This is a genomic window from Methanobrevibacter sp., from assembly GCF_017409525.1.
Lineage (GTDB): Archaea > Methanobacteriota > Methanobacteria > Methanobacteriales > Methanobacteriaceae > Methanocatella.
This window is the reverse complement of sequence record NZ_JAFQSO010000012.1, coordinates 142,696-167,876: the sequence shown is the minus strand read 5'-3', so window position 1 is coordinate 167,876 and position 25,181 is coordinate 142,696. Positions and strand designations below refer to the sequence as shown.

The following is a 25,181-nucleotide window of genomic DNA, read 5'->3' as shown; positions in this document are numbered from 1 at the left end:
TTATTATGGATGAATGTAAAGTCATTATAATGGGATTCGGTGCAGTGGGTCAAGGTGTGGCCAATGCGATTTCCATGAAAAAGGATTTAATTTTAGAAAAAACAGGTGTGGCTGTAAAAGTTGTAGCGGCCGCAGATTCATCTTCATCAGCAATATCAGCTGACGGTTTGGATGAAAAGTTACTTGTTGAAACAAAGAATAGCAAAGGAAAATTATCAGCTTATCCTGAATTCGGATGCGATAAAAGCGGTGAGGATGTATTGGATGCTGTTGAATATGATTGTCTCATTGAAGCAACTCCTACCAATATCGTTGATGCAGAGCCTGCATTTTCACTAACTCTTAAAGCTTTCAGCCAAGGAAAAGATGTGGTGACCTCAAACAAGGGACATTTGGCACTTAAATTTAAAGAGGTTGTTAGTGCATCTGAAAAAGCAGGTGTTGAATTCAAATATGAAGCCAGCGTTGGCGGTGCAATGCCAATTATCAATTTCACCAAGCAAACACTTGCGTCCTGTGAGATCAAATCAATCATAGGTATCTTAAACGGTACTACAAACTATATCTTGTCAAGAATGACCACTGAAGGTACAGATTATGAATCAACATTAATCGAATCACAGGAATTGGGTATTGCCGAAACAGACCCTACCCAGGATGTTGAAGGTATTGACGCTGCCTGTAAAACCGTAATTTTAGCTAACTCTCTTTTAGGAATCGATGCAACTTACAGCGATGTGACAGTTTCAGGCATCTCAAATATCAATTCCGATGCCATTGAACTGGCTAAAAAAGACGATTACCTGATTAAGTTGATAGCTGAAGTATCTCATGACAATTTACGCGTATCTCCACGTCTGGTTAAAAAAGGAAGTTCTTATGATGTTGGAGGAACTTTGAATATGGCTACAATCCACACAGACTTGGCTGGAGATATAACCGTAATGGGACTTGGAGCAGGATCTCTTGAAACTGCTTCTGCGATGTTGACTGATTTAATTAGTATTTTAGATAATAAAAACTAATTAATTTCTTTTTTTTATTTTTATTTGATAGTATGAAATATGTAATTTTTATCCCCGATGGGGCAAGTGATTATCCGGTTGAAGAACTAGATGGAAAAACTCCTTTGATGGTGGCAAACACACCAAATATTGATAAATTAGCAAAAGAAGGATTTGGAGGATTTACAAATAATGTTCCTGATGCATACACTCCTGGTTCTGATGTTGCCAATATGAGCATTTTTGGATATAATCCTGCCGATTATTATACTGGTCGTGGACCTCTTGAAGCAGGCAGTGAAGGAATTCCAACAACTCCAACTGATGTAATATTCAGATGCAATACAATATTCAGTGAAGATGATTCAATGGATGACTTTAATGCAGGTCACATTTCCACTGAAGAGGCTGCAGAATTAATGGAAGGTTTGAATGAGTTTTTCACAAGCAAATATCCTGATTTCAAAGGCAAGTTTTACAGTGGCGTAAGCTACAGGCATCTGTTCATATATTCATGTGACAGCATTGAAGATGCCGAAGTTTTATCCAGCATCAAGACACTGCCTCCTCATGATATAGTGGGTGAAAAACTTGCTGATAACTTATTTGGGGACTGTGAATTGGCCCAGGAAATCCAGCAAATCATGTTTGAGTCAAGAGAGTATCTTGAAAGTCATGAAATCAATAAAAAAAGGGAAATACCTGCAAATATGGTTTGGTTGTGGGGTCAAGGTGTAACACCAAGCTTGCCTAATTTCAAAGAGACTTATGGAATCACAGCTTCGGTGATTACAGGTGTGGACTTGCTTAAGGGCATCGGAAACTTTGCAGGAATGAACATCGTTAATGTGCCTGGCGCTACAGGATACTTTGACACTGATTACAAGCAAAAAGGAGAATATGGTATTGAAGCTTTAAAAGAAACTGATTTATTATTAATTCATATTGAAGCTCCTGATGAAGCGGGGCATGCTCAAAACACTGAAGAAAAAGTTAAAGCCATTGAAAGAATCGATGAATTCATTGTTGGTCCGATTGTCGAAAGTTTAAAAGATGAGGACTTCAGAGCAGCAATCCTGCCGGATCATCCAACACCAATCAGTGTTGGTACCCATACTCGCGATGATGTGCCTTTAGTGATATATGATTCTAACTTAGACGGTGATGAATGCGAATCATTTGATGAAGAGGGAGTTAAAAAAGGTTCACTTGAAACCAAACCGGGACACTTCTTAATTCAAAGATTGATATCAGGAGAATTTTAAATGAAAGTATTATTGCTTAATGGAAGCCCTCACAAGGAGGGTTGTACATACACTGCACTTTGCGAAGTTGAAAAAACTTTAAATGAGGCAGGCATTGAAACCGAAATATTTTGGATTGAAACCAAACCGTTGATGAGTTGCACTGCATGTTTGAAATGCCGTGAAAAAGGGGAATGTGCCTTTGGCAATGATAAGGTTAATGAATTTGTCAAAAAGGCATATGATGCTGACGGTTTCATATTCGGCTCACCGGTTCACTATGCGGCAGCTACCGGAGCAATAACATCCTTTTTAGGAAGGGCATTCTATTCCAATTCAGAGCCGTTTGCATTCAAACCGGCGGCAATGGTGTGTTCTGCAAGAAGGGGCGGAACTACCGCAACCTTTGACCAGCTCAATAAGTTTATGGGAATTTCCCAAATGCCGATAATCACATCTTATTACTGGAACATGGTTCATGGAAACACTCCCGATGAGGTTCTTCAGGATGAAGAGGGCCTATGCACCATGAGACAGCTTGGACGTAACATGGCATTTTTCCTCAAATGTATCGAAGCAGGTCAGGAAAAAGGATTGGAACGTGAAGTAGAGCCAAAGATAGGTACAAACTTTATAAGATAATATTATGAATATTTTTAAAACTCCTGAAGGTTACATATACTCAAATAGGGCTTTATTGGCTTTATTTATTCCGCTTTTGATTGAATATGGCTTGGAATTCTTTGTGGGTTTGGCCGATTCCATCATGGTGGCATCGTTAGGTGAAGCTGCAATTTCAGGAGTATCATTAGTTGACTTTTTAGTTCAACTGCTTATTTTTTCTTTTTCAGCTCTTGCAACAGGCGGAGCTGTGGTTGCCGGACAGTATTTGGGCGATAAACAGATTGATAAGGCACAGAATTCTGCAACGCAACTCGTTTGGTTTTCAACAATTTTATCAACATTATTGATGATTCTGGTAATTGTTTTAAGACGATTTCTAATAGGGATCCTATTTGGTCAGATTGAAGCCGATGTTTGGCAGAATGCGGAAATATATTTATACATTGTTGCTTTATCAATTCCATTTTTGGCAATCTATAATGCTGGAGCTGCCATTTTCAGAACAACAAATAATGCAGACTTGCCGATGAAGATACTGCTTGTCTGTGATGTTTTAAATGTTATTGGCAATGCGATTTGCATTTATTATTTGGGTTGGGATGTAAGGGGAGTGGCTATTCCGACTGTAATATCAAGAGCCCTCTCGGCAGTTCTAATAATGTATCTCGCTACCGATGACGACTATAAGCTGCATATCAAAAAGACTCTAAAGCATAAATTCGACTTCCATATACTTAGAAAGGTTCTTCAGGTGGGCATTCCGTACGGTGTTGAAAATGGGCTGTTCCAATTGGGCCGTGTACTTGTTTTAAGTATTGTTTCCACTTTCGGAACAATGGCAATAGCTGCAAACTCCGTAGGTTATGCAATCGGAATATTTTCAGTTCTTCCGGGTTTTGCAATCAATTTGGGTTTGACTGCAGTAATTTCAAGATGTGTTGGTGCAGATGACTATGAGCAGGCAAGATATTACAATAAAAAAATTTTAATCATCGTTGTCATTTCACATATCATCATCAACATAATCATTTTTGCAGGGTTGCCGTTCATATTGGGAATCTACAATTTGTCCTCACAAACGGCAGCCATGGCCACTGAAATGATAATCTGGCATGGGATATTCGCAATTGTGATTTGGCCGATATCATTCACGTTGCCTTCAACATTTAGGGGAGCGGGAGATTCAAAATCAGTAATGTACATCAGTCTTGCGGTGATGTTTGCATGCAGAATTGGCCTGTCATATGTAATAGCTGACTGGATGGGAATTGGAGTATTCGGGACTTGGATAGCGATGTTTATAGATTGGTATGTGAGGGCTGCGATTTATGTTTACAGATATTTCTCAAATAAATGGACAGAATACAGGGTGGTATGATGACAGAAATTGTATACAAGGAAATTCATGAATTTAGTGTAGAGGATTTACAGGATTTGTTTTTGTCTGTGGAGTGGTCTTCAGGTCATTTTCCAAAAAAACTTCAAATAGCTATGAGAAACTTTGAAACAGTGATTTCCGCATGGGATGGGGATAAATTAGTTGGCATGATTTGTGCTATGGATGATGGCATAATGACTGCATATGTCCATTATCTCTTGGTAAATCCCGATTATCAGGACAAGGGAATAGGAAAGCATTTAGTGAATAAAGTTAAAGATATCTATAAGGATTATCTCCGCATTGTTGTAGTGGGATATGATGAAGAAGTGGGATTTTATGAAAGTTGCGGATTTGAAAAGGCGGAAGACGCAAGTCCACTTTTCATAACTGATTTATGGACATGAGGTGTAAACATGATTGAAATTGAAGACATATTCAATAAGGTAGTTGGTTTGGTGAACTTAAACGATGCACATTTCAAGGTGATTGTTGATAACCAGAATTTGCTTTTGAAAAATCAGGAAATCTTATCAAAGCAATTGACTGAACTAAATGAAAAATTAGATAAGATATTGGAAGAATAGGTGCTTCAATGGTTCTATTTCGAGGAGACGTTAAGTGTAAAAGCTTACAGAGAAGAACATCCATCAGTGTGATATTGCCTTCGGACAATATTCACTTTTTACAGGACACGGAGGAAATCGTGCCTCAACCGTATAAGACATTGTATCTGCTGCATGGATTGTATGGCAGTGATGACATATTTCTGGCCAATACTTCCATTCAGAAGTTTGCAGAGGATAATGGAATAGCTATTGTCATACCATGTGGCGAAAACAGTTTTTATGTTGACAATGCAAATTCCCATGCTTATTATGGAGAGTATGTTGGCCAGGAGCTCTTGGATATTACAAGGAATATCTTTCCACTTTCGCATAAACGTGAAGACACATTTATAGCAGGTTTTTCAATGGGAGGATATGGGGCAATCAGAAATGGATTAAAATACTCTCAAAACTTCTCAAAAATAGGCATGATTTCAGCGGCATTAATAACTGATGATATTGTTAATTATACGGATGATAATAATGTATTGCGTTCCAGAAAATTTTATGAATCAATTTTTGGCAACTTGGACGAGTTGCAAGGTTCTGATATGGATCCGAAAGCATTGATCAAGAATTGCAGCGATGTTCCGGAAATTTTTATGGCTTGCGGCGTTGATGATTTTTTATATGGAAAAAATGCTGATTTTTATGAGTTTTTATCATCAGCTAACGTTAATGTTGATTTTATAAAAGCCGATGGGGAACATACTTGGGAATTTTGTGATAAGTACATTAAAGAATTTATAAAAACATTAAACTTAAAAAAATAATGGATAACAACTTTTTCATGTTGATTTATATGTGATATTAAATTTTTATATATCATTAATGACTAAAATTATAAATGTATTTTATTAATCTAAGGAGAGGATTTATTGACAAAATATATTATTATAACTGGTGGGGTAGTTAGTTCCATAGGTAAAGGTATTACCTCAGCATCTATGGGCAGAATTTTAAGGTCTTATGGTTTAAAGGTTTCAGCTATTAAAATAGACCCTTATTTAAACTGGGACTCCGGAACACTCAATCCATATCAACACGGGGAAGTATATGTTACTCATGATGGTATGGAAACAGATTTGGACTTGGGCCATTATGAAAGATTCTTAGATGTTGAACTTGATGGAATAGCTAATATTACAACTGGAAAAGTTTATGAATCTGTTATCGCTAAGGAAAGAGAAGGCGGGTACTTGGGAGAATGTGTTCAGGTAATTCCGCACATTACCAATCGCATTAAAGAGATGATTAGGCAAAACTCTGAAAGTGCTGATTATGATGTGGTTCTGGTCGAACTTGGTGGTACAGTTGGAGATATTGAAAGTCAACCTTTCCTTGAAGCTTTAAGACAACTCAGAAATGAAGAAGGGCGTGAAAACGTCATGTTTGTCCATGTTACATTTATTCCCTACCTAAATGCAGCTGGAGAATTCAAGACAAAACCAACCCAACATTCCACAAAAGAATTGAGAAGTGTCGGTATAAATCCTGATGTTATTGTATGCAGGTCACAGGTGCATATTGATGATGCCCTGCTTGGAAAAGTGGCTCATTTCTGTGACGTTGATGTAAATGCAGTAGTCAATACTCCTGATGCAGGCACAATTTATGAAGTGCCTCTGGTTTTAGAAGATAAGAATATCGGTGAGCTGATTGTAAATAGAATAGGTTTAGATGTCGATCCGGATTCTTCTAAATTGGATGAATGGAGAAAAATAGTTGATTCTTTAAGAATCACAGATCCTGAAGTTACTATTGGTATTGTGGGCAAATATGTGGAGCTTGAAGATTCATATATTAGTATTAGGGAGTCTTTACTTCATGCCGCTGCAAGCATTGGTGTTAAAGCCAAAATCAAGTACTTGAGTTCTGATGTTGAAGAGCTTGATTCTGATGAATTGGCTGGATTTGATGGTATTTTAATTCCTGGCGGATTTGGAGAACGTGGTTTTGAAGGAAAACTGGATGCCATTGATTACGCTATTGAGAATAATGTCCCATTATTCGGAATCTGTCTTGGAATGCAATCCATGGTAACTCAATTTGCAAGAAGAAATGGCTATGATGATGCGAACAGCTCTGAATTTGATGATAACTTGCAATATCCTGTAATAGATATGATGGAAGAGCAAAAGAAAATCAAAAACATGGGCGGAACTATGCGTTTAGGTTCTTATGATTGTAAAATCATTGAAGGAACTAAAACTTATGAAGCTTATGGTGAAATTGATATCGAAGAGCGTCACAGACACAGATATGAATTTAACAATGATTATAGGCAAGAGTTGCAGGATAAAGGCTTGATAATTTCCGGAACTAGTCCTGATGATTTCTTAGTGGAAATTGTTGAACTTCCAGATCATCCTTGGGCTGTCGGCTGTCAATTCCATCCAGAATTTAAATCAAGACCGAATAGGCCTCATCCATTATTTAAAGCATTTTTAGAAGCTATTTATGAGTTTTCTAAAAATTAATTTTTTTATTTTTTTGCAATTTCACAAGATAAAATCAATTTAACAAGTTGAATTTCTATCTAATTAATATTCTAGTTAGTTTAAACTATAATCATGAATTTTAGTGCGATATTTTTAATTCAGATTATTGTTACAATCCTTTTCGCTTTTTTGGCTTCAATTTTTGATATTAAAAAGGGTTTTGTTCCGGATAGGTTAAATTATTTGTTGATATTTTTTGGATTAACAACGAACTTAATTCTATCATTGTTTACGAATAATCTTAAATACTTTTTAGCTTCATTTATTTCAATGGTTATTACTTATGTCATATCTTATATGTTATGGCAATTGCATTTGTGGGGTGGTGGTGATGTAAAGTTATTTACTTCCATTGCTACAGTTATACCATTTGGATTAAATATTGAATTTTTGAATATTTTCCCTGTCTTATCAATTTACCCTTTTGCGTTTAGCGTAATTTTCAATAGCATTTTGGTGTCTTTTCCATTTTTGCTTGTCTTCACGATTCATTTGATTTTGAAAAATAAGATATTCAAGAATAATGTCGATTTCTTATTCAATATTTTCAATTATGAAAGCCTGCATGTGATAATAAAAACGACCCTAAACAAAGCAGTATCGGTTAAGGATTTAAAGGAAGGCATGATTGTAAACAAATACAATTTTAATGATGAATATGTGCGTGAACTCATTAATGATTCAAAAGGAAATCTGAAGGTCTATAAAAGTAAGGATAATGATTTTAAATATTATTTCAAATCCCAAAGCGCAGGGGGAATCACCAGGGAGGACATGTACCTGTTGAAGATCATGTCCTCTCAAAAGTTCATTTCAGACTCATTGTGTATTAAAATCGCATTTCCCTTCACTCCCGCAATACTGTTGGGGTTGATTATTGCCTTGAGTTACGGTGATTTGATGATGTTGATTACTAAAAATCTGGTGTTGGTGATATGATGAAAGAGCAGGGGGCACAAGTCTCTCTTGAGTATCTGCTGATTTTTTCAATATCATTGATAATAATGATAGCTTTTACGCTGCCATTGTTGCAGGAGAGTATGGACAACACGTTTGACGTATCCGATTCAATCAAAACCAAATCGGATTTGTCTAAATTGGCGCTTGCAATAAAACAGGTTTATGGTGAGGGTCAGGGTTCAAAGCAAACTGTAAAGCTGTACATAGATAAGCCAATAAGGGTTTCTGTATCAAATAATCATATTTCATCTAATCTAAAGCTAAAAAATGGAGATAATAAGAAAATTTACCTCAGCTTCAAATCAAAACTGAAGGCCAGTTCATTTAATCTGGATAAAGGTGCAAATATTTTTATAGTTGAATGGCCTGTCGGCAATGAAAACATGGTAATTTATCACAAATAGGCGATATTTTATACAAACCTATTTAACTATTCAATTTAAAATATAAAATTAATAGTTAAAAACGGCTGTGTTAATTTATGGATATAATAGTCGCAATAGTTTATATCATTTTGTTTATAATAATGATGGTATTTGTTTTTTCAATTGGAATGCTTAGAAATTACATGCCAAAAAAAGAAATTATTTTAGTACTTGTTGTAGCTTTTTTAATTGGCGCAATCGGCGGTGCATTCTTTTTAGAACCGATTTATGAAGAATTACCCGCCATGGCTAGTATGGTTGAAAAAAATGTACCTGGAAATGAAGAAACGTTATATTTGGATTTGTCATCTTCGACAGATATAACTGAATTAAAAGAAAATTTAAGTGCAACCGAAGGGTTTATTTCTTTTAAGGAGACAAGCATTACGATTCCACTGTGGAAATTTAACGAAAGGGAAATGAAGTATTTCAATTCTGTTATTGGAAATATAAATTCTCATTTTAAGGATTATAATGTAACTGAAGACGGGAAAATTGAAATAGCTATTGAAGAAAATTACTCATCTTATGATGCTTTAAAATCATTTTCCGATTGGTACAAATTGGTTTATGGAGACACTCTCTCCTATGCTCAAATACATGCGGAATTAGTTGTTTCATCAGCTTCTCTTGATACCTTTGAACATGATTTGCTTGAAAGAGGAATTGTGGCATCTAACCAATCAGGTCCTGTTCAGGATACTTTGAACAATACTAATTCATCAATGATTCCAAATACTCACTTTATTTTAATAACTGGTGCATTTGGTGTGGTAGTCGCTTTAATTGGAATCTATTATGAGTCATTTGGAGTATTCACAAGAAAATTTAAAAAATTCATGAGAGAAAAACGTAAAAGGTAATAGCTTATGAATGCTGCCGTTTTGTTTTCGGGAGGAAAGGATAGTACAATGGCTTTGTATTATGCTTTAAGCAAGGGGGAAGATGTAAAATATCTTCTTTCCATGAAATCCCGCAATGATGAGTCATACATGTTTCATGTGCCAAACATTCATATAACCGATTTGCTTGCACAGGCAGTTGATATTCCAATAATGTCTGTTGAAACCGACGGCGTTAAGGAAGAGGAACTTGCAGATTTAAAGCTTGCTTTTGAAAAACTTAAAAGTTCAGGTGTCGAGTGCATATATACGGGGGCACTTTATTCAGTCTATCAGAAGTCAAGGATTGAAAGATTGGGCAGGGAAGTCGGTTTAGAAATTGTTTCTCCATACTGGCATGTCGATGAGCTGGAATATATGAGGGAAATAGTTTCTCTTGGATTTAAAATTATTATTTCTGGAGTTGCGGCCTGGGGATTGGATGAATCATGGCTTGGAAGGGTAATTGATGACGAGACCATTGATGAGCTTGTCGAGCTTCATGAAAAATATTACATTGATTTGGCTTTTGAAGGCGGCGAAGCAGAAACGTTAGCTATTGACGGGCCTATATTTAAGAAGAGAATAAGAATATTAAATGATAAAAAAGTATGGAACCGTGACAGTGGTGTTTACATTATAGAGGAAGCGATTTTAGAAGATAAGTGATTTACAAATCAATCTCTTCTAAAAATTCATTAATTTTTTCTTTGTAGCTTTCCATATCGCTTTCATTGATAATTATTTTGTCTGAAAGTGAAATGACATTTCCAATACCGAAGTTTAGTTCGGAATAATCTCTTTTTTTGAATTCGCTATATTCTGTAGAGTCATCTTCTCTCATTCTCTTTTTAAGTCTTTCGAATCGTAAAGTTGGATTGGTGAATATTGAAAGGACCATGAAGTTATCGAAGTTTTCCTTAAACATGTCCACTTCGTGATGGCTTCTGATTCCATCGATAATGATAGGTTTGTCATTGCCCTCATCGATCAGCTTCTTGATTTTTTTGATTGTAAGCTCTGAGATAATGAATTCTCCGAATTCCTTTCTCAGGTTTTTGGCTGTTTCCTTGCTGTCTTCCCCTCTCTTTTTAGCCTCTTCTCTTACGATATCTCCCATACTTACCATGATGGCTCCTCTTTCAATAGCCATGTCTGATACTAAACTTTTTCCTGAACCGGGTAGGCCAGATACTCCTATTATTTGCATTATAATCCTCGCTGTTGTTTTATTTTAATCTGTTCGATTGATTCTTTAAGATTTTCTTCATTATCAAATTCATTGACCATTTCAATTAAGACCTTCTTGTCTTGAGTTTTTAAATCTTCAGCTATTTTTGTCATGAATGGAATGGCCCTGACGATATTGTCCATTATTGAAACATCGGACATTTTTGAAGTTCTTGAAAGCGGATTCAAATCAATTGTGATAATGTTTTTGCCACTTTTTTTAAGTATTTCTGCTCTGTCTCCATCTTCAAGTGGAATTAATATGGTGTCAGCCGTATAGATCCCTGTTTTGCTTGCAGATGACCTGTTGTTCTTGATGTCGTTTAAATATTCGATGTCGTCATCCAATGACCCGAGAATGTCATTGTATCCGTGGTCTTTGTATAGCTTTGTGATGATTTGCACTCTCTCGTCAGTTCTATAGAATAGATTTATTTCTATTTTTGCATTGACTGCATTGGCCAAATCAATTATTTCATCAATAGCCAGTGCAGTTGCATTTCCATTAACTGAAATAACTGGGTTATTTGATAAGAGTAAAGCTGCAACTGCAACATACATTGCTCTTTTTGCTGGAAAAGTTGTTTTCTCTCCGATTAAGTAATCAAAGGCTTCCCCTCTTCCATGGGCTATCATTGCTGAATCGGCCAGATAGCCTTTTTCGGAAGCTTTTACAATTTTGTCTCTTAATAATAATGACTCATAGCGCGGATGGGATTTCGGTATCATATTCAATCACCTATTTTAAATCAATATTCATTTGAGCTAGATATCCTAAAAATGTTGTAATAAGTAATGTTAAGACAATCACTGAGAATAGATGCAAAGTATAATCTGTGAAAATTAAGGTTTGGTTATTCGGATATAAGAAGAATATGAAATCGCATATTATATCGACGATAATAAAAATCAAACCGGCTGTCAATCCTTCAATAACCTCGTTTGAATCAATGTTTCTTATATATAATATTCCAAAGAATGTTGTTGTGATGATTAATATTATTGGAACTATTATATTGATGCCAGGCAAGTTTTTTGTAAAAATTGGATTAATGATGCTTGTTAAAATGTATGTGATTGCCCATATCAATATTCCAAATATAATAGCTAATTTTAATTTCATATTAAAACCTTAAATTTACTATTATAATATTTGTTTGAGAATATAATAAGCTTTTCTAAATTGTATTTTAAATTTAGTTTTCACAAAAAAAGATTTGGGATGGTTAGGTAGTAATAATATATATTGACTACCTAACAACTTGTTTTTACAAGTTTTTAGAGAAATGAATTTTAAAATTTGGCTGTTTAATCTATCTCTCCGGCTACATAGTAGCCAATTCTTATTTATGTTCTTCTAATATATAAAGTTATTTATAATTTATAAAAATTCAAGTATACTTTACTAAAAAACTATATATTCCATAAATTTATAAAGTTTAATTGAATGAGTCAATATGAAGAACATGAAATGTATCTAAAAAGAGTCCTGTCCAATTCAATCAGCTCTCAAAATCCATCTGAAGATACAAAAAGAAAGGCAAGGAAATTATCCAGTTCATATTTCCAGGATTACAAGCAAAATCTCCTAAAAGAGTATGAAGGTAAAAAATTAACGGATATCACAAACTCACATGTTGTTTCCACTTCCTATGGGGATACATTGAAAATAACCGAAAAGGAAAAAATAGATTTTGAAATTAAAGACAATGATTTCAAAAGCCAAATAAACAGTAACCTCAAGTTGCTTCCAAAAATCGGGCTCAAGACAGAGCAAAACCTTAAAAACAAAGGGTTCACCACCATAGAATCACTTAAAAACCATGATAAGTATTGCGATATCGCATCAAAGTTCATTGATGAAATCGATGAGATGTCATTCGGCGAAATCATCGATCTGCTGGACAACAACAAGTACAGCAGAAAATGCAGGGATAACCTGCTCAAGTCAATAAGCTTAACGGACTGCGAAAACTTTAAGTTTATGGACATTGAAACTTTGGGGCTATCAAATGTTCCGATAATACTGATTGGAGTTGCAGAGATTAAGGGCAGCAAGATCATTTCTTCACAGTACTTCTTAAGGGACATATATGAAGAGCCCGCAGTCATTGAAGCATATCTGTCACATTTGGACGGGGATTCGGTACACGTTACCTTCAACGGGAAAAGTTTCGATGTGCCCTTCATTAAAAACAGATGCTTGTCCAATAGAATGGAGGGCAATCTTGATTTGCCTCATTTGGATTTAATGTATTTTGCCAAAAACCTATGGCGTGACGAATTGCCTAACTGTCAGCTTCAGACAATTGAAAAAGAGGTTTTTGGAATTGAGCGTGAAGGGGATGTTCCGGGCCAGCACATTCCGGATTATTATAATACCTATTTATCCGAAAAAAATATAGGACCAATCGTTCCAATAATAGAACATAACAGGCAGGACATCGTTTCACTTGCAAGCTTTCTAGAGAGAATGTATGAGGATGTAAATTAAAATGGGTTTTCTAGATAGATTCAAAGGTAAAGATAATAAAAAAGAAAAGGATTTCATTCCGGATGAAATTGAAATAGATAAAGATCAGCTGATGCTTAAAGAAATAGCCATCAACAGCAAAGACAGAACAGAAAGGGCGGTGGCTGCAGATAAAATCACAGACCAATTTGTTGCGCTTGACATTGCAAAAAACGTAAAGGACCGCGCAATAAGATTGATTGCCGCCAATAAACTGAAAGACGAAAGGTTGCTACTGGATGCGGCTGAGAACTCAAAGTTCTTTGATGTGAGAAGCTTCGCTTATGAAAGATTGGGCGAGAACAACAAATCCATTTCTGAAATCGTAAAGAACACAAAGAAAAACAAGAATGTGGACGAGATATTCGAAAAGATTGCAGATGAAGAGACTTTGGAGGATATAGCTATCAACGCGATTGACAAGAATTATAGGAGATTGTCTTTGGAGAAAATAGAAGATGAAGACATTTTGTATGATTTGGTTTTTAAAGCGAAGGACTCTTCTATTAGAAAATCAGCAATCAATAAAGAGCAATTTAAGGATGAGGAAGTTCTTTTGAAAGTTGTCAGTGAAGATAAGGATGAATCAGTTAAAATCGCAGCTGTTAAAAAAATTGAAAATGAGGAAATCTTGGCAAAAATAGCTAAAGATGAAGAAAACGCAAAGATTAGGTCAATTATTTTTGGTAAGATTCAGGACATTGATATCTTAAAAAATATTGCAATCGAATCGGATAAGTCGGATGTTAGGTTGGATATTGTAAGTAAATTGGATGATGAGGATTTGCTAACCCAAATTGCCCTTAATGATGATGACAGCGTTGTCAGAACGGAAGCTGTTAAGAAAATAGAAAATGAAGACACATTATTGAGAATAATATCCAATGAAAAGGATCCGTTTGTAAGGCAGATTGCAGTTAAAAACTTAAACAATCCTCGGGAATTGATTAAGATTGCATTAAATGATGATGACCAGTTTGTAAGAAACCATGCTCTGTCAAATCAGGCTTTAACGAATGAAAGTGACTTTACTTATATTGCAATTAATACAACTCATGAAGATGTGGCATTTGAAGCAATGGAACACATTGCCGATGAGAAAAACTTCATTGAGATATTGAAAAATGCGAAATTGGAAAGTATAAGAAAATCGACTTTGGACAATATCACTGATCTGGAAACATTGATTAGGATTGTCCTTGCAAATGAGGATGAAGAGTTTTCCCTAAAGGCTTTAAACAAGATTAAGGTTGAAAAATGCATAATAAAGATTTATGAACAGGGAATTTCCGAAAACATCTCTGTAAGGGCTGTTTCATTAATCAGAAATCAGAAGGTTTTAACTAAAATAGCTAAAAATGACGAAACATGGAGAGTTCGTGAGGCCGCTTGCAAAAAAATAGTAAGTAAAAAAGTGTTAAAGGAAATTTCACTTTCAGATGAAAATGAATATGTAAGGGCTGTTGCTAAAAAAAGAATGAGTTTATAGGTGATGTATAAATATAGAAATAATACAAATCTAGAATATTATTGCCCCTCTGACAAAACCATTCACGGCACACTCATGAAAACCCACTGCAGGTTTAAGGACAAAATCCTAAAGACAATTTGGTCAATCCGACTTGCAGAATTTAAAAAAGATTATATGATATATTATACATAACTTATACTAATGATATAATTAATTGGGGGATAAAAATTGTTAAAAAAGAAAATAATTTTAATGTCTATATTTCTTGTAAGTCTCTTGGCTATTTCAGCAGTTTCAGCTACAGACAATGCAACTGATGACATTGTAGGTTTAAGTGATGAAAATGAAGCAATCAGTGTAGAAAACAATGGTGAGATTAGTGTGGATGATAATGAAGATGTTCTGAAATCCAATGTCTTGAAGGCAGATGCATCAAATGAAGAGCCTATTCTTAGCTCAAGCGTCGCTAGCACAGTTGAGGTTTTAAGTGCAAGTGATGCTTCACAAAAAAATACTGAAGGTGTGCTTGGTGCCGTTAATTCAGATTCTTATCAAGTAGAACCTGTTTTAAAGGCATATAAAACAAAAACTATTCAGATGAAAGTAAAATATAAATGGACCACCAAAAAAGTAGGCAAATATACAATCAAAGCTCGTCTCTGGAGAGTGATGTATTATGGTGGATATACAAATTATCTGGACATCATATTGTATAAAAACGGCAAGCAACTTCCATGCAGTAGTTATATTTCAAAATACCAATACAAAAAGAATGGCAAATGGAAATGGTGGCCGAGATGGAGACATGGTGGTGTTGACCACGCATATCACAGATATATCAATGACTATCCTATAAAATTGATTAAAGTCAAATTCAAATACTAATAGTTATTTTCATAACTATTTTTTTCTTTTTTTTTAAGGGTTTGCTAATTCCTCACCGTTTAATGCAGTTTTTGATAAACTCTCTGAATTTACAAACATGACGACTTGCCCAATATTTAATTATCTCTCAACATGATGTGGTGGATATAATGCATCAGATTCTCTTCACAGCATACATCCCCAAACTTAAGCTCACATGACTTGCTTGAGCATGTCCCATCATCGTTTAGAGTATAGCCTGTTTTTTTTCCGACGGTAGCCAAAAAGAGGATGAGTTTATAAGTAAAATATTTTTAAAAGTGTCTAAATTTGTTCAGATTTGTAAACTAGAGATTTAGTTTCGTCACGATTAAAAATTGAAATTTAGGCACTTTAAGATAAATTTAGAAATATAATTCAGGCTCTTTTCTTTCACTATTCGCCTCTTCGAATGCTGGTTTTTTAGCTTCAAAAGCTTCTCCTGTAAACATGCGTGCATCTTCAGGACAGATATGAATGCATGCTGTGCATCTTGAGCATAAATCGAGGTCTGTGTCGATTGGGTCGTCATCTGGAATTGCCTTTTCAGGACAGATTGAAACGCAGTCATAACAGAATGCGCAAAGCATGTCATCACATGAAATTACAAACGGCAATTGTTTATAGTCGGTGTAAGGCTTGTTTCCAGGTATTTCACTTCTTAAACTTTCGCCAGACTCTATTTTTTCCATGCATTTTTTGCTGAATTCATTTATTTTTTTAATGTCTGATTCATCAGGTCTTCCGACTGCAACGCCACTGAATATTGAGTGATGGCTTATTGTTGAAGCGGCTGCGATGACATTGAAGTTATTTTCTTTAAGAAGGTCAACTAATTCGAGCAATGAATCGGTTACATGAGCATTACCATAGTTTACAACTGCTATCGCTTTGGTGTTGTCTCCTTTGAGTTTGGATAATCTTTCGCGTCCGCTTTTTGGGATTCTTCCTGCAAAAACAGGCATTCCAACAATAACAACATCGTCGCTTGCAAACTCCTTTGCAGAGTTGAAATTCAATAAGTCATAAGTCTCTTTTTCAGATGAAAAATTGCCGGCTATCTGGTCGACCACTTGCTTGGTGGTGCCGGACGGGCTGAAATAAATTTTTGTTACATTTGACATACTCTCACCTGTTTTAATATTGGATTTGCATTAACTTAATAATTTCGAATGGTTATTTTCAATTATATGATAATTAATTGTATTTTTGTTTAATTTTTAATTTTATTTGTTTTGAAAATTTAAACTAATCATTTTCACGATTTGGATTTGATTGCTTTTGTTCAATTTTGGAAAAACTTTATATATGTTAAATGCAAAAATAAGTATTGGTGGAAGATATCTTCCGGTCTATAAAGAGGTGTAAAAAGTGAGTGAAATTAAAACAGCAATGGTGGGAACACCCTGTCAGATATTGGCCGCAACCAAAATAAACAAATACGAAAAACAAACCGGCGGCTCACCTATTGATGTAAAAATAGGATTATTCTGCATGGAAAACTTTTCATATTCCTATCTGGAGAAATATTTAAAACAACAAGGCATAGAATTATACGAAGTTAAAGAATTTAGAATAGACAAGGGCAGATTTGTTGCAAATCTAATAGACGGTAATGTATTCTCAATTCCAATTGCAGAAACAGAACCTTTCACACGTAAGAATTGCCATATCTGTACTGATTATACTTCTGATGTTTCTGATATTTCAGTAGGTTCAGTAGGTTCTCCTAGCGGATATTCCACAGTTATTGTCAGGTCCAAGAAAGGAAGAGAAATAATTGAGGATTGCATTGAAAAGGGATATATTGCTGTTGATGAAATGTCTGAAAAAGGATTGAATCTATTGGAACGCATTGCAAATCAAAAAATCTCAAGAAACACAAAACGTTATAAAAAAAGGGAAGCTGTTGCAAGACCTGTATTGTCTAAAAGGGCAGTAACAGAGGAAGAATTTATAGAAGAATGCAGCCTATGCCAATTTGAAAATTTACAGAATGATGTCATCAGTGTAGGATCCTGCGTTTTATGTGGAGCCTGTGAATATGTATGCCCAAAGGACATAATCCACATCAACCATAGGAAACCAGTGATTAAGGGGCAATGTGATGAGGATTGTCATGCATGTTATTTTGCATGCCCTAGAACATTCGTCAGTGAAGAAATCTATGAATCAGACATTGATGAAAAGCCGCTTGGAAACTACTTGGACATCTACTCCGTTAAAGCGGATTCCATCATAGGTCAGGATGGTGGGGTAGTTTCAGCTATCTTGGTATATCTTCTTGAAAATAAGATAGTCGATGAAGTGTCTGTTGTTGGAGAAGACAAAGATGCACCTTGGAGACCACAATCAAAACTCACTTCTTCAGTTCAGGATGTAATCACTGCAGCCGGAACAAAATACAGTACAACACCTATCGGTTTCAAGGCTTTGGAAAATAAATAGATATGTAATCTTTTACATATTTTCTACTTTTTTTTATTTAATTTTATATATTAAAGATAATAAAATAATAAATGACAATAATTAAACTTTTTTAAGACGATATAATATGATTGTCCGAACCTTCAAGATGAGGGGAATGGCCGACAATTGTTATATGGCCGTTAAGTAAGTTTATTCAACTTATTAATGTTGATAAAGTTCAATTGGTGATATGATGGAATTAATGAGAGAACTATCTTTAGCGTCAGGTGTTTCTGGATCTGAGGAAGAAATCGCTAAAATTATTACACGTGAATTGGAAAACGTAGCTGACAATATTGAAAAGGACAGTATGGGAAACTTAATTGCAACCAAGAAAGGTGAAAAAAAGGCTCCTACTGTAATGCTTGCAGCTCACATGGATGAAATAGGCTTGATGGTAAGATACATTGATGATAACGGTTTTATCAAATTTTCAAATATCGGTGGAATCAACGATCAAATGCTAATGAACCAAACAGTGACCATTCATTCTTCTATTGGAGAGAATGTTGTAGGTGTAATCGGTTCAAAACCACCACATGTTACTAAAGCTGAAGAGAAAAACAAAGTGGTAAAAGCCGAAGACATGTTTATCGATATTGGTGCAAAAGACAAGGAAGAAGCAGAAAAGATGGTTAGAATTGGAGATAAAATGACCTTCAATGCTCTTTTTGAAGAGTATCCGAATAATCTTGTCATGGGTAAGGCACTTGATAACCGTGTTGGATGCTATGTAATGATTGAAGTTCTAAAAAGAGTAAAAACAAGAGCTACTGTTTACGGTGTAGGTACAGTCCAAGAGGAAGTCGGTCTTAAAGGAGCAAAAACTTCTTCATTCAGATTAAATCCTGATTTGGCCATTGCGCTTGATGTAACATTATCTGGTGACCATCCAGGCATCAAACCTGAAGAGGCACCTGTCGTAATGGGCAAAGGTCCCGCCATCATCTTGGCAGATGCAAGCGGAAGAGGAATATTAACTCAACAATCAGTAAAGGACATGCTCATCAAGGCTGGTGATGAAAACGATATTAACTATCAACTTGAAGTGAGTGATGGCGGAACAACTGATGGAACTGCAATTCACTTGACTCGTGAAGGAATTCCAACAGGGGTTTTATCCGTTCCTACAAGGTATATTCATACTCCCGTAAGTGTATGTAGCATGGATGATGTCGAATCAACCATCCAATTAATTACAGAAGCTATAAATAATTTATAGCTATTTTTTTACTTTTTTTAATGATTCTATTTGAATCTGTCGTCTGACTTTTGTGATTTTGCTTTTTTGTGATTTGTTTCAAACCATCCGATTTTTAACTCACCGATTGTATCCTCGTAAAGCTGAGGCACATATGGTTTTATGTCTAAAAGTGGGGTTCCGTCTAGAACGTCTATATTTTCAACACAAATTACATTATCTTTAACGTCTGTGACTTTAACGACGCTCATGCCAATTCTGTTTGGCCTTTTGGGAGATCTTGTTGCAAACACTCCATGTGTGTTGTCATCCATAAAAGGCTTCACTTCAAGCATGTATCCATCCACTTTGTGAAGCAGATATATTATGTGAATATGTGAAAAATCATTTAGGTCTTTAAGGCCGTCAACGTATTTTTCTTTAATTTCAATAGTTCCTTTAATTCCTTTTGCGCCGGTTGGTTGAATCGGCATTCCTTCAATTTCTGTAAATTCCGTATGAATTGTTCCTATTGATTCCATTTCGATTTTCATAAATAGTATTTTTCGATTTATAATTTAATATAATTTTCTAGAGTTTCATAATTTCATCGATGATAGTCTATGAATTTCGATAAAATTTAATTTTAAGGATTAATTTTTATTATATATTAATATAAATAATTTTAATTATTTATTTTTTAGTTATATTTCTATAAACTTCATAATATTTATTATAGAATAATTATAACTTCTTTTTAAAATAATATTATTATAAGATTATATCGATATGAACTAAATAAGGTAATCGTTTTCAAATACCTTTATTTAGTAAAAAACGAAACATTTATATACAATTCGATACAATTTATTATTGTAAAACATAAGGTGATGTGAAAATGAAACTTAGTGCAAGAAATCAATTAAATGGTAAAATTACAAATGTCGATTTAGGTGCTGTAATGGCTAATATTAAAATTGAGATCACCGAACCAAATACTATTACTGCGGTTATTACTAAGGAATCTGCTGAAAAGTTAGGTCTGGCTGAAGGTGATGATGTTACTGCAATAATTAAATCCACTGAAGTAATTATCGGTAAATAAATTTGTTTATGGGGGATTATAAAATGAAGCTTAGTGCAAGAAATCAATTAAATGGTAAAATTACAAATATCGATTTAGGTGCCGTAATGGCTAATATTAAAATTGAAGTAACAGATCCAAGCGTTATCACTGCTGTCATTACTAAGGAATCTGCTGAGAATTTAGGTTTGAGTGAAGGTGATGATGTTACTGCAATAATTAAATCCACTGAAGTAATTATCGGAAAATAAGTTTAGGATAGGGGTTTTAAAACCCTATAAATCCTAACAATAACAAAATAACGAATATAATTACGCCTGCTTTTAAAAGGGTTTTTAAATTTTTTAAAACTGCATAAATAATAATGAATATTATTGCAATTCTTATAATGTTCATTAAAAACATGGTTTAACCTCCTGCAAGGATTGTTTTTGTTCCTTGTTCTGATATTTCTTCTTTTTTAAATTCGACTTCATATTTCACAGTTTCAATAACTTCTTTTAATGCATCGAGAGTTTCTCCTCTGTGGTTACCTAAAACTGCAACTAAAAACAATGAATCTCCAGTATAAAACTCACCGATATAGTGAACAACTGAAATCTCATGGACATTGTATTTGATTTTAGCGTTTTCGACTATCTTTTCAATTTCTTCTTGGGTTTTTTCTTTATCGGGAGTAGTTAAAATTAATTTTTTCAGGTTCATATTTTCTTCTTTTCCACGCACGATTCCTTCAAAGGTGAAAATAGCTCCTGAATAATCAATTTTATTGCTTTTTTTAATATCAGCTATTAAATCAGCTGTTGTAACTTTATCTTCCTTTGCTTCTATTACTCTTACAACCATTATGTCATCTCCAAATATATTATTGTCAAATTAGTATAAATAACTATTGTTATATGTCGCTAATTTCCTTGATTGACAGGTTTTTCATTCTTTCAACACCCTCAATTTCACTCATAACATCAACTGTTGCATTCGGAACCAACTCTTGCCAATTTTCATCATTAATAATTCTTCGCCTTACTTCGGTACCGGATAGATGCAGTCTGTCATAAAGTGGGGGTTGCCTAACCTCAAATCCTTCCTCTTTGAATAACTGTTTGACTAAAGAATTTCCAGTATAGACAATTGAGAATGGGGGAGTCAGCATTTTGACGTGTGAAACCCAAATGGCATTGAAATTAATATCCTGCATGGGGATAATGTAATATCTTGATGGGTCAACATTCGCATCTGCTAAAGCTTGACTTATCATTACAATTCTCTCACCTGCAGTAAATGGGTCTTTTTTCTCATGACTGATTTGGGCACTGCCAATTCCAATAATCAGCTCATCTACTTCTTCTAAAATTTTATTGATAACTTGCATGTGTCCATTGTGAACAGGTTGCATTCTACCAATTAGTATTGCTCTGGATTTTTGCATAATAATCACGTTTTAAGGCTCTAACTCATCTAAACTTGCAATCAATTTATTTGCGGCATCTTGTTTTTGTGAATAGTCATTTGTAATTGATATTTCAAGCAGTATTGTAGGAATTCCTTTATCTGCTATAGGCATTGTAACTTTTTCAGGGCTTGTTCCTTCAGTAAAGTTAAAGTCCACCAAATCAACGTCTTCCGATAGCTTATTTATATAACTATCTATTTGTGGAGTTCTATTGGACAGGCTAAAGAGGAAATTTGAATACTCGTAAATAGGATCGATTTCATGAACATCAACAACAACAAATGGATTGTCGTTTTCAATGTTGGGAACGATGAACTCATTGGCCAGGGCTTCTCCGGCAGTTCTTGTGTCTCCCCGTGAAGTGAAAGTATCGTTCACGTCTATAAAGTAAATCACAAATCTCTTAGTTAAGTTTTTAGCACCATCCTCCCCGGCAATGTTATAGATTGTCTGGTTTATTGCATCATGGATTTCATGTTCTCGAGGATGGACTCCTAAAATAATGGCTATTGTCTCATTTGATGAGGGATTTCCCGCAATGATTTTATAGACTGTACCATATGAATTATTGCCAACAGTAGTAACATTGTAGACATTTGAAGAATTGTTGTCGGCTGTTAGCATAATTGCGATATTAAATATTACGATAATTATTAAAACTATCAGCAATATTTGATATTGTCTTTTCTTGTTCATATGATGACCATATTTTTTTATTTAATATCTTTTGTTATTTTTTATTAAAATATTTTTTCAATCGAAGAAACTTTATTAAAGACTTTTTACTTAAATAGAACATGAATAAATTATGGAGTTCTCATAATGGAAAATAAAAAAATAATCATTATTGCTGTGGCTATCATCGCGGTTATTGCTGTTGTAGGTGTTATTTTTGCCACAGGCATACTAAATGGCAATAAGCAGGTCACAGAATTTGAAACAGATTTTATGAACGGTACTTTTGTAGGAAATGTCAGTCTGGTAAATGATTCTCTAGGCTACCTGCATTCCTATAAGGATAAACAGCATAATATCACTTACAATGTCACCACTATAGATAATTCATCAGCTTTGATGGAGATTTATGAGCTTCAGGGAGTTACAAATCCTGATGAGAGAACGTTCAATGGAAATGAGTGGAAAATATATTTCAGTGAGGCGATTCCATCAGAAGACTTAAACAGCACTGCTAATAATACGATGAATATAATAATTTGCGAATGCCAAGGCGAAAATCAAGGTTATCTGATATTTGCGATTTTCGAAGCTGACAGTGATGTCAATTCAACAGGAAATGCATTCGGTGAGGCATATACGGATTATATAGAACCATTGCTTAAAAGCATAACTCTGAAGAAAAGTGATGATGTTCCATTAATCAGTGAACAGTATGGACTGTCCGAACAGGAATTTGCTCATCAAATGGAATTGATTCGCCAGTATAAGTCAGGCAATTATTCATCTTAAAATGGTTAAATATGAAAATTACAGTTTTTCATGCGGATGAATGTGATAGGAAAAAATGCACCTCCATTAAAATGGAAAAGCAAGGTAAATGTAGGTTAGTTTACAATATCAATAAGATTCCGTCAGGTGCAATTGTCCTAAATCCATATGCTGAAAAAGCAGTATCCTATGAAGACTACAGATATGTTCAAAGGAGGGGAATTGTAGGGCTTGACTGTTCCTGGAATGAAGTGACAAGCTCTAAAAAATTCTTTTCTCTTTCAAAATACCATAGATCCTTGCCATTTCTAATAGCTACAAATCCTGTAAACTATGGCAAGCCCTGTATCTTATCAACCGTTGAAGCCATTGCAGCGACATTGTATATCACTCGTTTTAAGGATGAGGCTCGTGAATTGATGGATGGCTTTAAATGGGGCCATACTTTTCTTGAACTTAACCATGATCTTCTTGAGGATTACAGTGAAGTTGATACAAGTTCTGATGTTGTCAAAGTTCAAAATGATTTTCTATCAGAAAAGGGCATTAATTTTGAAAATGATTAATAATTTTTCTTTAATTATCCCTTTTTTCCTAAACCTTTAAATACTATTAAGTTAAAATAATTTATTAATAGTTATGGAAAGTGAAAATATTATTTTTTTATTTCATAACGGTTATTTTAATTATTAATTAAGTTTTCATGATTATAGGAGGAATTATTAATGGCAAGATTTGAAGTAGCAGAAAACAGAATGTTTAATGTAAAAATCTGCTTAAAATGTAATGCACGTAACCCTGCTGGTGCAACTACTTGCAGAAAATGTGGTTACAAAGGTTTAAGATATAAAGCAAAAGAACCAAGAGGATAATCCTATTCTCTTACTTTTTTTACTATTTTTTTTACAATTTTTTTTTAATTAATCAATTTCTAGTTTTAAACAATTAATTTAATATATTATTTTTTATAAATCTTATTTTAGGTAATCTTTATGAAGGACGTAGAAAATTATATTAGAGATATTTTAAAAACTAGAAAAATCCATTTTACTTTGATTGACCCTGATGAACAAACTCCTGAAGAAGCTTTGGAAATAGCTACTCAGGCTATTGAAGGTGGAACCGATGGAATAATGATTGGTGGGTCTACTGTTAATGGTGATGATGTGGACAATACCTGTAAAATTCTATCTGAAAATATTGCAGTGCCGATTATTATTTTCCCTGGAAATACCAGCAGCGTAAGTAAATATGCGGATGCAATCTTTTATATGAGTTATGTTAACTCCAGAAATCCTCACTGGATTAACGGAGCCCAAGCCATTGCAGCACCTGCTGTGAAGGCCTCTGGAATGGAGATTTTATCCATGCATTATATGGTTATTGCTCCTGGCGGAACTGTCGGATGGGTTGGCGATGCTAATATGGTGCCTAGAAATAAGCCTAAGATACCTGCAGTTTATGCAATGTCTGCAGAACTGTTTGGAATTAAATTCTTCTATCTTGAAGCTGGTTCCGGTGTAGATGAACCGATTCCGGCAGAAATGATTGCATATTCCAAAAAGGCCGCTCCAAAAAATATTCTTGTTGTCGGCGGAGGGATCCGTGATGCAAAAGCAGCATATATGGCTGCAAAAGCTGGAGGAGACATCATAGTAACAGGTACTGTCGTTGAAGACACTGATGATGTTAAAGCTAAAATTCAGGAATTAGCCGGAGCCATTAGAAAGGCTTCACTAGAGTAGTTTTCAACTGCTCTTACCATACTTTTTTTATTTATATTAACATAATAGTTATTTAAGGAGATA

The 25,181-nt window shown here is 34.6% G+C and carries 34 protein-coding genes; 24 read left to right on the top strand and 10 right to left on the bottom strand.

Annotation, left to right across the window (positions count from 1 at the left end; translation table 11 throughout):
• Window positions 1-5: 5 nt before the first annotated feature.
• From IJE64_RS06555 to IJE64_RS06500, 12 genes are all read left to right on the top strand, one after another.
• Window positions 6-1,025 carry a homoserine dehydrogenase gene (locus IJE64_RS06555; RefSeq protein WP_292783746.1) on the top strand — a complete coding sequence of 340 codons (1,020 nt, stop codon included), beginning with the start codon at window positions 6-8 and terminating at the stop codon, window positions 1,023-1,025.
• Between the two features lie 32 nt (window positions 1,026-1,057).
• The gene (locus IJE64_RS06550) at window positions 1,058-2,269 is read left to right on the top strand and encodes a cofactor-independent phosphoglycerate mutase (protein WP_292783743.1); all 1,212 of its coding nucleotides are present in this window, start codon (window positions 1,058-1,060) and stop codon (window positions 2,267-2,269) included.
• Window positions 2,270-2,890 carry a flavodoxin family protein gene (locus IJE64_RS06545; protein ID WP_292783739.1) on the top strand — a complete coding sequence of 207 codons (621 nt, stop codon included), beginning with the start codon at window positions 2,270-2,272 and terminating at the stop codon, window positions 2,888-2,890. It begins immediately after the preceding gene.
• A gap of 4 nt (window positions 2,891-2,894) precedes the next feature.
• Complete coding sequence (locus tag IJE64_RS06540; RefSeq protein ID WP_292783737.1) at window positions 2,895-4,250, top strand: MATE family efflux transporter; 1,356 nt, start codon at window positions 2,895-2,897, stop codon at window positions 4,248-4,250.
• A complete protein-coding gene (locus IJE64_RS06535) occupies window positions 4,250-4,657 on the top strand; it encodes a GNAT family N-acetyltransferase (protein ID WP_292783734.1) in 408 nt (135 codons plus the stop codon). The genes IJE64_RS06540 and IJE64_RS06535 overlap by 1 nt, the downstream gene beginning before the upstream one ends.
• 9 nt (window positions 4,658-4,666) lie before the next feature.
• Window positions 4,667-4,837, top strand: a complete 171-nt coding sequence (locus tag IJE64_RS06530; protein WP_292783731.1) for a hypothetical protein — start codon at window positions 4,667-4,669, stop codon at window positions 4,835-4,837.
• Between the two features lie 8 nt (window positions 4,838-4,845).
• Window positions 4,846-5,631 (top strand): alpha/beta hydrolase family protein, encoded by a 786-nt coding sequence (locus tag IJE64_RS06525; protein WP_292783727.1) that lies wholly within the window; start codon window positions 4,846-4,848, stop codon window positions 5,629-5,631.
• Window positions 5,632-5,736: 105 nt separating this feature from the next.
• On the top strand, window positions 5,737-7,338 hold the full coding sequence (locus IJE64_RS06520; RefSeq protein ID WP_292783723.1) for a CTP synthase: 1,602 nt from the start codon (window positions 5,737-5,739) through the stop codon (window positions 7,336-7,338).
• 93 nt (window positions 7,339-7,431) lie between these two features.
• Window positions 7,432-8,298, top strand: a complete 867-nt coding sequence (locus IJE64_RS06515; RefSeq protein WP_292783721.1) for a prepilin peptidase — start codon at window positions 7,432-7,434, stop codon at window positions 8,296-8,298.
• Window positions 8,295-8,723 (top strand): hypothetical protein, encoded by a 429-nt coding sequence (locus IJE64_RS06510; RefSeq protein WP_292783718.1) that lies wholly within the window; start codon window positions 8,295-8,297, stop codon window positions 8,721-8,723. The genes IJE64_RS06515 and IJE64_RS06510 overlap by 4 nt, the downstream gene beginning before the upstream one ends.
• 122 nt (window positions 8,724-8,845) lie before the next feature.
• Window positions 8,846-9,607 (top strand): hypothetical protein, encoded by a 762-nt coding sequence (locus tag IJE64_RS06505; protein WP_292783715.1) that lies wholly within the window; start codon window positions 8,846-8,848, stop codon window positions 9,605-9,607.
• Window positions 9,608-9,613: 6 nt separating this feature from the next.
• Entirely contained in the window at window positions 9,614-10,294 is a 681-nt protein-coding gene (locus tag IJE64_RS06500; RefSeq protein WP_292783712.1) for a diphthine--ammonia ligase, read from the top strand.
• Window position 10,295: 1 nt separating this feature from the next.
• On the opposite strand, the gene IJE64_RS06495 is transcribed toward IJE64_RS06500, so the two are convergent.
• From IJE64_RS06495 to IJE64_RS06485, 3 genes are read right to left on the bottom strand one after another with little or no spacing between them, the layout of a single operon-like run.
• Window positions 10,296-10,835, bottom strand: coding sequence for a nucleoside monophosphate kinase (locus tag IJE64_RS06495; RefSeq protein ID WP_292783709.1), 540 nt, complete (start codon window positions 10,833-10,835; stop codon window positions 10,296-10,298).
• The gene (locus IJE64_RS06490) at window positions 10,835-11,584 is read right to left on the bottom strand and encodes a 4-phosphopantoate--beta-alanine ligase (protein ID WP_292783706.1); all 750 of its coding nucleotides are present in this window, start codon (window positions 11,582-11,584) and stop codon (window positions 10,835-10,837) included. Before IJE64_RS06490 ends, IJE64_RS06495 begins: the two co-directional genes overlap by 1 nt.
• Window positions 11,585-11,594: 10 nt before the next feature.
• The gene (locus IJE64_RS06485) at window positions 11,595-11,978 is read right to left on the bottom strand and encodes a hypothetical protein (RefSeq protein ID WP_292783703.1); all 384 of its coding nucleotides are present in this window, start codon (window positions 11,976-11,978) and stop codon (window positions 11,595-11,597) included.
• Between the two features lie 324 nt (window positions 11,979-12,302).
• Between IJE64_RS06485 and IJE64_RS06480 the strand changes: the two genes are divergently transcribed.
• The 4 genes from IJE64_RS06480 to IJE64_RS06465 are packed head-to-tail and all read left to right on the top strand — an operon-like array spanning window position 12,303 to window position 15,723.
• Window positions 12,303-13,349, top strand: coding sequence for a ribonuclease H-like domain-containing protein (locus IJE64_RS06480; RefSeq protein WP_292783700.1), 1,047 nt, complete (start codon window positions 12,303-12,305; stop codon window positions 13,347-13,349).
• Between the two features lies 1 nt (window position 13,350).
• Entirely contained in the window at window positions 13,351-14,856 is a 1,506-nt protein-coding gene (locus tag IJE64_RS06475; RefSeq protein WP_292783697.1) for a HEAT repeat domain-containing protein, read from the top strand.
• A gap of 3 nt (window positions 14,857-14,859) precedes the next feature.
• Window positions 14,860-15,030, top strand: coding sequence for a hypothetical protein (locus IJE64_RS06470; protein WP_292783694.1), 171 nt, complete (start codon window positions 14,860-14,862; stop codon window positions 15,028-15,030).
• 60 nt (window positions 15,031-15,090) lie between these two features.
• Window positions 15,091-15,723, top strand: coding sequence for a hypothetical protein (locus IJE64_RS06465; protein ID WP_292783691.1), 633 nt, complete (start codon window positions 15,091-15,093; stop codon window positions 15,721-15,723).
• 116 nt (window positions 15,724-15,839) lie between these two features.
• On the opposite strand, the gene IJE64_RS06460 is transcribed toward IJE64_RS06465, so the two are convergent.
• Together IJE64_RS06460 and IJE64_RS06455 are read right to left on the bottom strand one after the other, a co-directional pair.
• Entirely contained in the window at window positions 15,840-15,986 is a 147-nt protein-coding gene (locus IJE64_RS06460) for a hypothetical protein (RefSeq protein WP_292783688.1), read from the bottom strand.
• Window positions 15,987-16,106: 120 nt separating this feature from the next.
• Window positions 16,107-16,865 (bottom strand): flavodoxin domain-containing protein, encoded by a 759-nt coding sequence (locus IJE64_RS06455; protein ID WP_292783684.1) that lies wholly within the window; start codon window positions 16,863-16,865, stop codon window positions 16,107-16,109.
• A gap of 247 nt (window positions 16,866-17,112) precedes the next feature.
• On the opposite strand from IJE64_RS06455, the gene IJE64_RS06450 reads away from it, so the two are divergent.
• On the top strand, window positions 17,113-18,189 hold the full coding sequence (locus tag IJE64_RS06450; RefSeq protein ID WP_292783681.1) for a Coenzyme F420 hydrogenase/dehydrogenase, beta subunit C-terminal domain: 1,077 nt from the start codon (window positions 17,113-17,115) through the stop codon (window positions 18,187-18,189).
• 211 nt (window positions 18,190-18,400) lie between these two features.
• Window positions 18,401-19,432 carry a M42 family metallopeptidase gene (locus IJE64_RS06445; protein ID WP_292783678.1) on the top strand — a complete coding sequence of 344 codons (1,032 nt, stop codon included), beginning with the start codon at window positions 18,401-18,403 and terminating at the stop codon, window positions 19,430-19,432.
• A gap of 26 nt (window positions 19,433-19,458) precedes the next feature.
• Here the strand turns inward: IJE64_RS06445 and tsaA are convergent, their stop codons facing one another.
• Window positions 19,459-19,944: a tRNA (N6-threonylcarbamoyladenosine(37)-N6)-methyltransferase TrmO gene (gene tsaA / locus IJE64_RS06440; protein WP_292783675.1), complete on the bottom strand. Its 486-nt coding sequence runs from the start codon at window positions 19,942-19,944 to the stop codon at window positions 19,459-19,461.
• 344 nt (window positions 19,945-20,288) lie between these two features.
• Between tsaA and IJE64_RS06435 the strand changes: the two genes are divergently transcribed.
• Complete coding sequence (locus tag IJE64_RS06435; protein ID WP_292783672.1) at window positions 20,289-20,495, top strand: molybdopterin-binding protein; 207 nt, start codon at window positions 20,289-20,291, stop codon at window positions 20,493-20,495.
• Between the two features lie 23 nt (window positions 20,496-20,518).
• Window positions 20,519-20,725, top strand: coding sequence for a molybdopterin-binding protein (locus IJE64_RS06430; RefSeq protein ID WP_292783669.1), 207 nt, complete (start codon window positions 20,519-20,521; stop codon window positions 20,723-20,725).
• A gap of 16 nt (window positions 20,726-20,741) precedes the next feature.
• On the opposite strand, the gene IJE64_RS06425 is transcribed toward IJE64_RS06430, so the two are convergent.
• Genes IJE64_RS06425 through IJE64_RS06410 form a run of 4 tightly spaced genes read right to left on the bottom strand, consistent with a single transcriptional unit; the run spans window position 20,742 to window position 22,623 of the window.
• On the bottom strand, window positions 20,742-20,879 hold the full coding sequence (locus IJE64_RS06425; protein ID WP_292783667.1) for a hypothetical protein: 138 nt from the start codon (window positions 20,877-20,879) through the stop codon (window positions 20,742-20,744).
• Window positions 20,880-20,882: 3 nt separating this feature from the next.
• Window positions 20,883-21,320 (bottom strand): molybdenum cofactor biosynthesis protein MoaE, encoded by a 438-nt coding sequence (locus tag IJE64_RS06420; protein WP_292783665.1) that lies wholly within the window; start codon window positions 21,318-21,320, stop codon window positions 20,883-20,885.
• A gap of 49 nt (window positions 21,321-21,369) precedes the next feature.
• The gene (locus tag IJE64_RS06415; RefSeq protein ID WP_292783663.1) at window positions 21,370-21,903 is read right to left on the bottom strand and encodes a nicotinamide-nucleotide adenylyltransferase; all 534 of its coding nucleotides are present in this window, start codon (window positions 21,901-21,903) and stop codon (window positions 21,370-21,372) included.
• A 12-nt stretch (window positions 21,904-21,915) separates the two neighbouring features.
• Window positions 21,916-22,623, bottom strand: a complete 708-nt coding sequence (locus IJE64_RS06410) for a hypothetical protein (RefSeq protein ID WP_292783660.1) — start codon at window positions 22,621-22,623, stop codon at window positions 21,916-21,918.
• A 126-nt stretch (window positions 22,624-22,749) separates the two neighbouring features.
• Here IJE64_RS06410 and IJE64_RS06405 point away from each other — a divergent pair, with 126 nt between their 5' ends.
• The 4 genes from IJE64_RS06405 (at window position 22,750) to IJE64_RS06390 (ending at window position 25,118) form a co-directional block, all read left to right on the top strand.
• The gene (locus tag IJE64_RS06405; RefSeq protein ID WP_292783657.1) at window positions 22,750-23,394 is read left to right on the top strand and encodes a hypothetical protein; all 645 of its coding nucleotides are present in this window, start codon (window positions 22,750-22,752) and stop codon (window positions 23,392-23,394) included.
• 11 nt (window positions 23,395-23,405) lie between these two features.
• Window positions 23,406-23,939: a DUF367 family protein gene (locus IJE64_RS06400; protein WP_292783655.1), complete on the top strand. Its 534-nt coding sequence runs from the start codon at window positions 23,406-23,408 to the stop codon at window positions 23,937-23,939.
• A 159-nt stretch (window positions 23,940-24,098) separates the two neighbouring features.
• Window positions 24,099-24,245: a 50S ribosomal protein L40e gene (locus IJE64_RS06395; protein WP_292741479.1), complete on the top strand. Its 147-nt coding sequence runs from the start codon at window positions 24,099-24,101 to the stop codon at window positions 24,243-24,245.
• Window positions 24,246-24,365: 120 nt separating this feature from the next.
• A complete protein-coding gene (locus IJE64_RS06390; RefSeq protein ID WP_292783653.1) occupies window positions 24,366-25,118 on the top strand; it encodes a geranylgeranylglyceryl/heptaprenylglyceryl phosphate synthase in 753 nt (250 codons plus the stop codon).
• Window positions 25,119-25,181: the final 63 nt, after the last annotated feature.

What these genes read in the sequence shown, in the direction of transcription:
- IJE64_RS06555 (WP_292783746.1), top strand. Translation starts at nt 6, where the DNA reads ATGGATGAATGTAAAGTCATTATAATGGGATTCGGTGCAGTGGGTCAA.
- IJE64_RS06550 (WP_292783743.1), top strand. Translation starts at nt 1,058, where the DNA reads ATGAAATATGTAATTTTTATCCCCGATGGGGCAAGTGATTATCCGGTT.
- IJE64_RS06545 (WP_292783739.1), top strand. Translation starts at nt 2,270, where the DNA reads ATGAAAGTATTATTGCTTAATGGAAGCCCTCACAAGGAGGGTTGTACA.
- IJE64_RS06540 (WP_292783737.1), top strand. Translation starts at nt 2,895, where the DNA reads ATGAATATTTTTAAAACTCCTGAAGGTTACATATACTCAAATAGGGCT.
- IJE64_RS06535 (WP_292783734.1), top strand. Translation starts at nt 4,250, where the DNA reads ATGACAGAAATTGTATACAAGGAAATTCATGAATTTAGTGTAGAGGAT.
- IJE64_RS06530 (WP_292783731.1), top strand. Translation starts at nt 4,667, where the DNA reads ATGATTGAAATTGAAGACATATTCAATAAGGTAGTTGGTTTGGTGAAC.
- IJE64_RS06525 (WP_292783727.1), top strand. Translation starts at nt 4,846, where the DNA reads ATGGTTCTATTTCGAGGAGACGTTAAGTGTAAAAGCTTACAGAGAAGA.
- IJE64_RS06515 (WP_292783721.1), top strand. Translation starts at nt 7,432, where the DNA reads ATGAATTTTAGTGCGATATTTTTAATTCAGATTATTGTTACAATCCTT.
- IJE64_RS06510 (WP_292783718.1), top strand. Translation starts at nt 8,295, where the DNA reads ATGATGAAAGAGCAGGGGGCACAAGTCTCTCTTGAGTATCTGCTGATT.
- IJE64_RS06505 (WP_292783715.1), top strand. Translation starts at nt 8,846, where the DNA reads ATGATGGTATTTGTTTTTTCAATTGGAATGCTTAGAAATTACATGCCA.
- IJE64_RS06500 (WP_292783712.1), top strand. Translation starts at nt 9,614, where the DNA reads ATGAATGCTGCCGTTTTGTTTTCGGGAGGAAAGGATAGTACAATGGCT.
- IJE64_RS06495 (WP_292783709.1), bottom strand. Translation starts at nt 10,835, where the DNA reads ATGCAAATAATAGGAGTATCTGGCCTACCCGGTTCAGGAAAAAGTTTA.
- IJE64_RS06490 (WP_292783706.1), bottom strand. Translation starts at nt 11,584, where the DNA reads ATGATACCGAAATCCCATCCGCGCTATGAGTCATTATTATTAAGAGAC.
- IJE64_RS06485 (WP_292783703.1), bottom strand. Translation starts at nt 11,978, where the DNA reads ATGAAATTAAAATTAGCTATTATATTTGGAATATTGATATGGGCAATC.
- IJE64_RS06480 (WP_292783700.1), top strand. Translation starts at nt 12,303, where the DNA reads ATGAGTCAATATGAAGAACATGAAATGTATCTAAAAAGAGTCCTGTCC.
- IJE64_RS06475 (WP_292783697.1), top strand. Translation starts at nt 13,351, where the DNA reads ATGGGTTTTCTAGATAGATTCAAAGGTAAAGATAATAAAAAAGAAAAG.
- IJE64_RS06470 (WP_292783694.1), top strand. Translation starts at nt 14,860, where the DNA reads ATGTATAAATATAGAAATAATACAAATCTAGAATATTATTGCCCCTCT.
- IJE64_RS06465 (WP_292783691.1), top strand. Translation starts at nt 15,091, where the DNA reads ATGTCTATATTTCTTGTAAGTCTCTTGGCTATTTCAGCAGTTTCAGCT.
- IJE64_RS06455 (WP_292783684.1), bottom strand. Translation starts at nt 16,865, where the DNA reads ATGTCAAATGTAACAAAAATTTATTTCAGCCCGTCCGGCACCACCAAG.
- IJE64_RS06445 (WP_292783678.1), top strand. Translation starts at nt 18,401, where the DNA reads ATGATGGAATTAATGAGAGAACTATCTTTAGCGTCAGGTGTTTCTGGA.
- tsaA (WP_292783675.1), bottom strand. Translation starts at nt 19,944, where the DNA reads ATGAAAATCGAAATGGAATCAATAGGAACAATTCATACGGAATTTACA.
- IJE64_RS06435 (WP_292783672.1), top strand. Translation starts at nt 20,289, where the DNA reads ATGAAACTTAGTGCAAGAAATCAATTAAATGGTAAAATTACAAATGTC.
- IJE64_RS06430 (WP_292783669.1), top strand. Translation starts at nt 20,519, where the DNA reads ATGAAGCTTAGTGCAAGAAATCAATTAAATGGTAAAATTACAAATATC.
- IJE64_RS06425 (WP_292783667.1), bottom strand. Translation starts at nt 20,879, where the DNA reads ATGTTTTTAATGAACATTATAAGAATTGCAATAATATTCATTATTATT.
- IJE64_RS06420 (WP_292783665.1), bottom strand. Translation starts at nt 21,320, where the DNA reads ATGGTTGTAAGAGTAATAGAAGCAAAGGAAGATAAAGTTACAACAGCT.
- IJE64_RS06415 (WP_292783663.1), bottom strand. Translation starts at nt 21,903, where the DNA reads ATGCAAAAATCCAGAGCAATACTAATTGGTAGAATGCAACCTGTTCAC.
- IJE64_RS06410 (WP_292783660.1), bottom strand. Translation starts at nt 22,623, where the DNA reads ATGAACAAGAAAAGACAATATCAAATATTGCTGATAGTTTTAATAATT.
- IJE64_RS06405 (WP_292783657.1), top strand. Translation starts at nt 22,750, where the DNA reads ATGGAAAATAAAAAAATAATCATTATTGCTGTGGCTATCATCGCGGTT.
- IJE64_RS06400 (WP_292783655.1), top strand. Translation starts at nt 23,406, where the DNA reads ATGAAAATTACAGTTTTTCATGCGGATGAATGTGATAGGAAAAAATGC.
- IJE64_RS06395 (WP_292741479.1), top strand. Translation starts at nt 24,099, where the DNA reads ATGGCAAGATTTGAAGTAGCAGAAAACAGAATGTTTAATGTAAAAATC.
- IJE64_RS06390 (WP_292783653.1), top strand. Translation starts at nt 24,366, where the DNA reads ATGAAGGACGTAGAAAATTATATTAGAGATATTTTAAAAACTAGAAAA.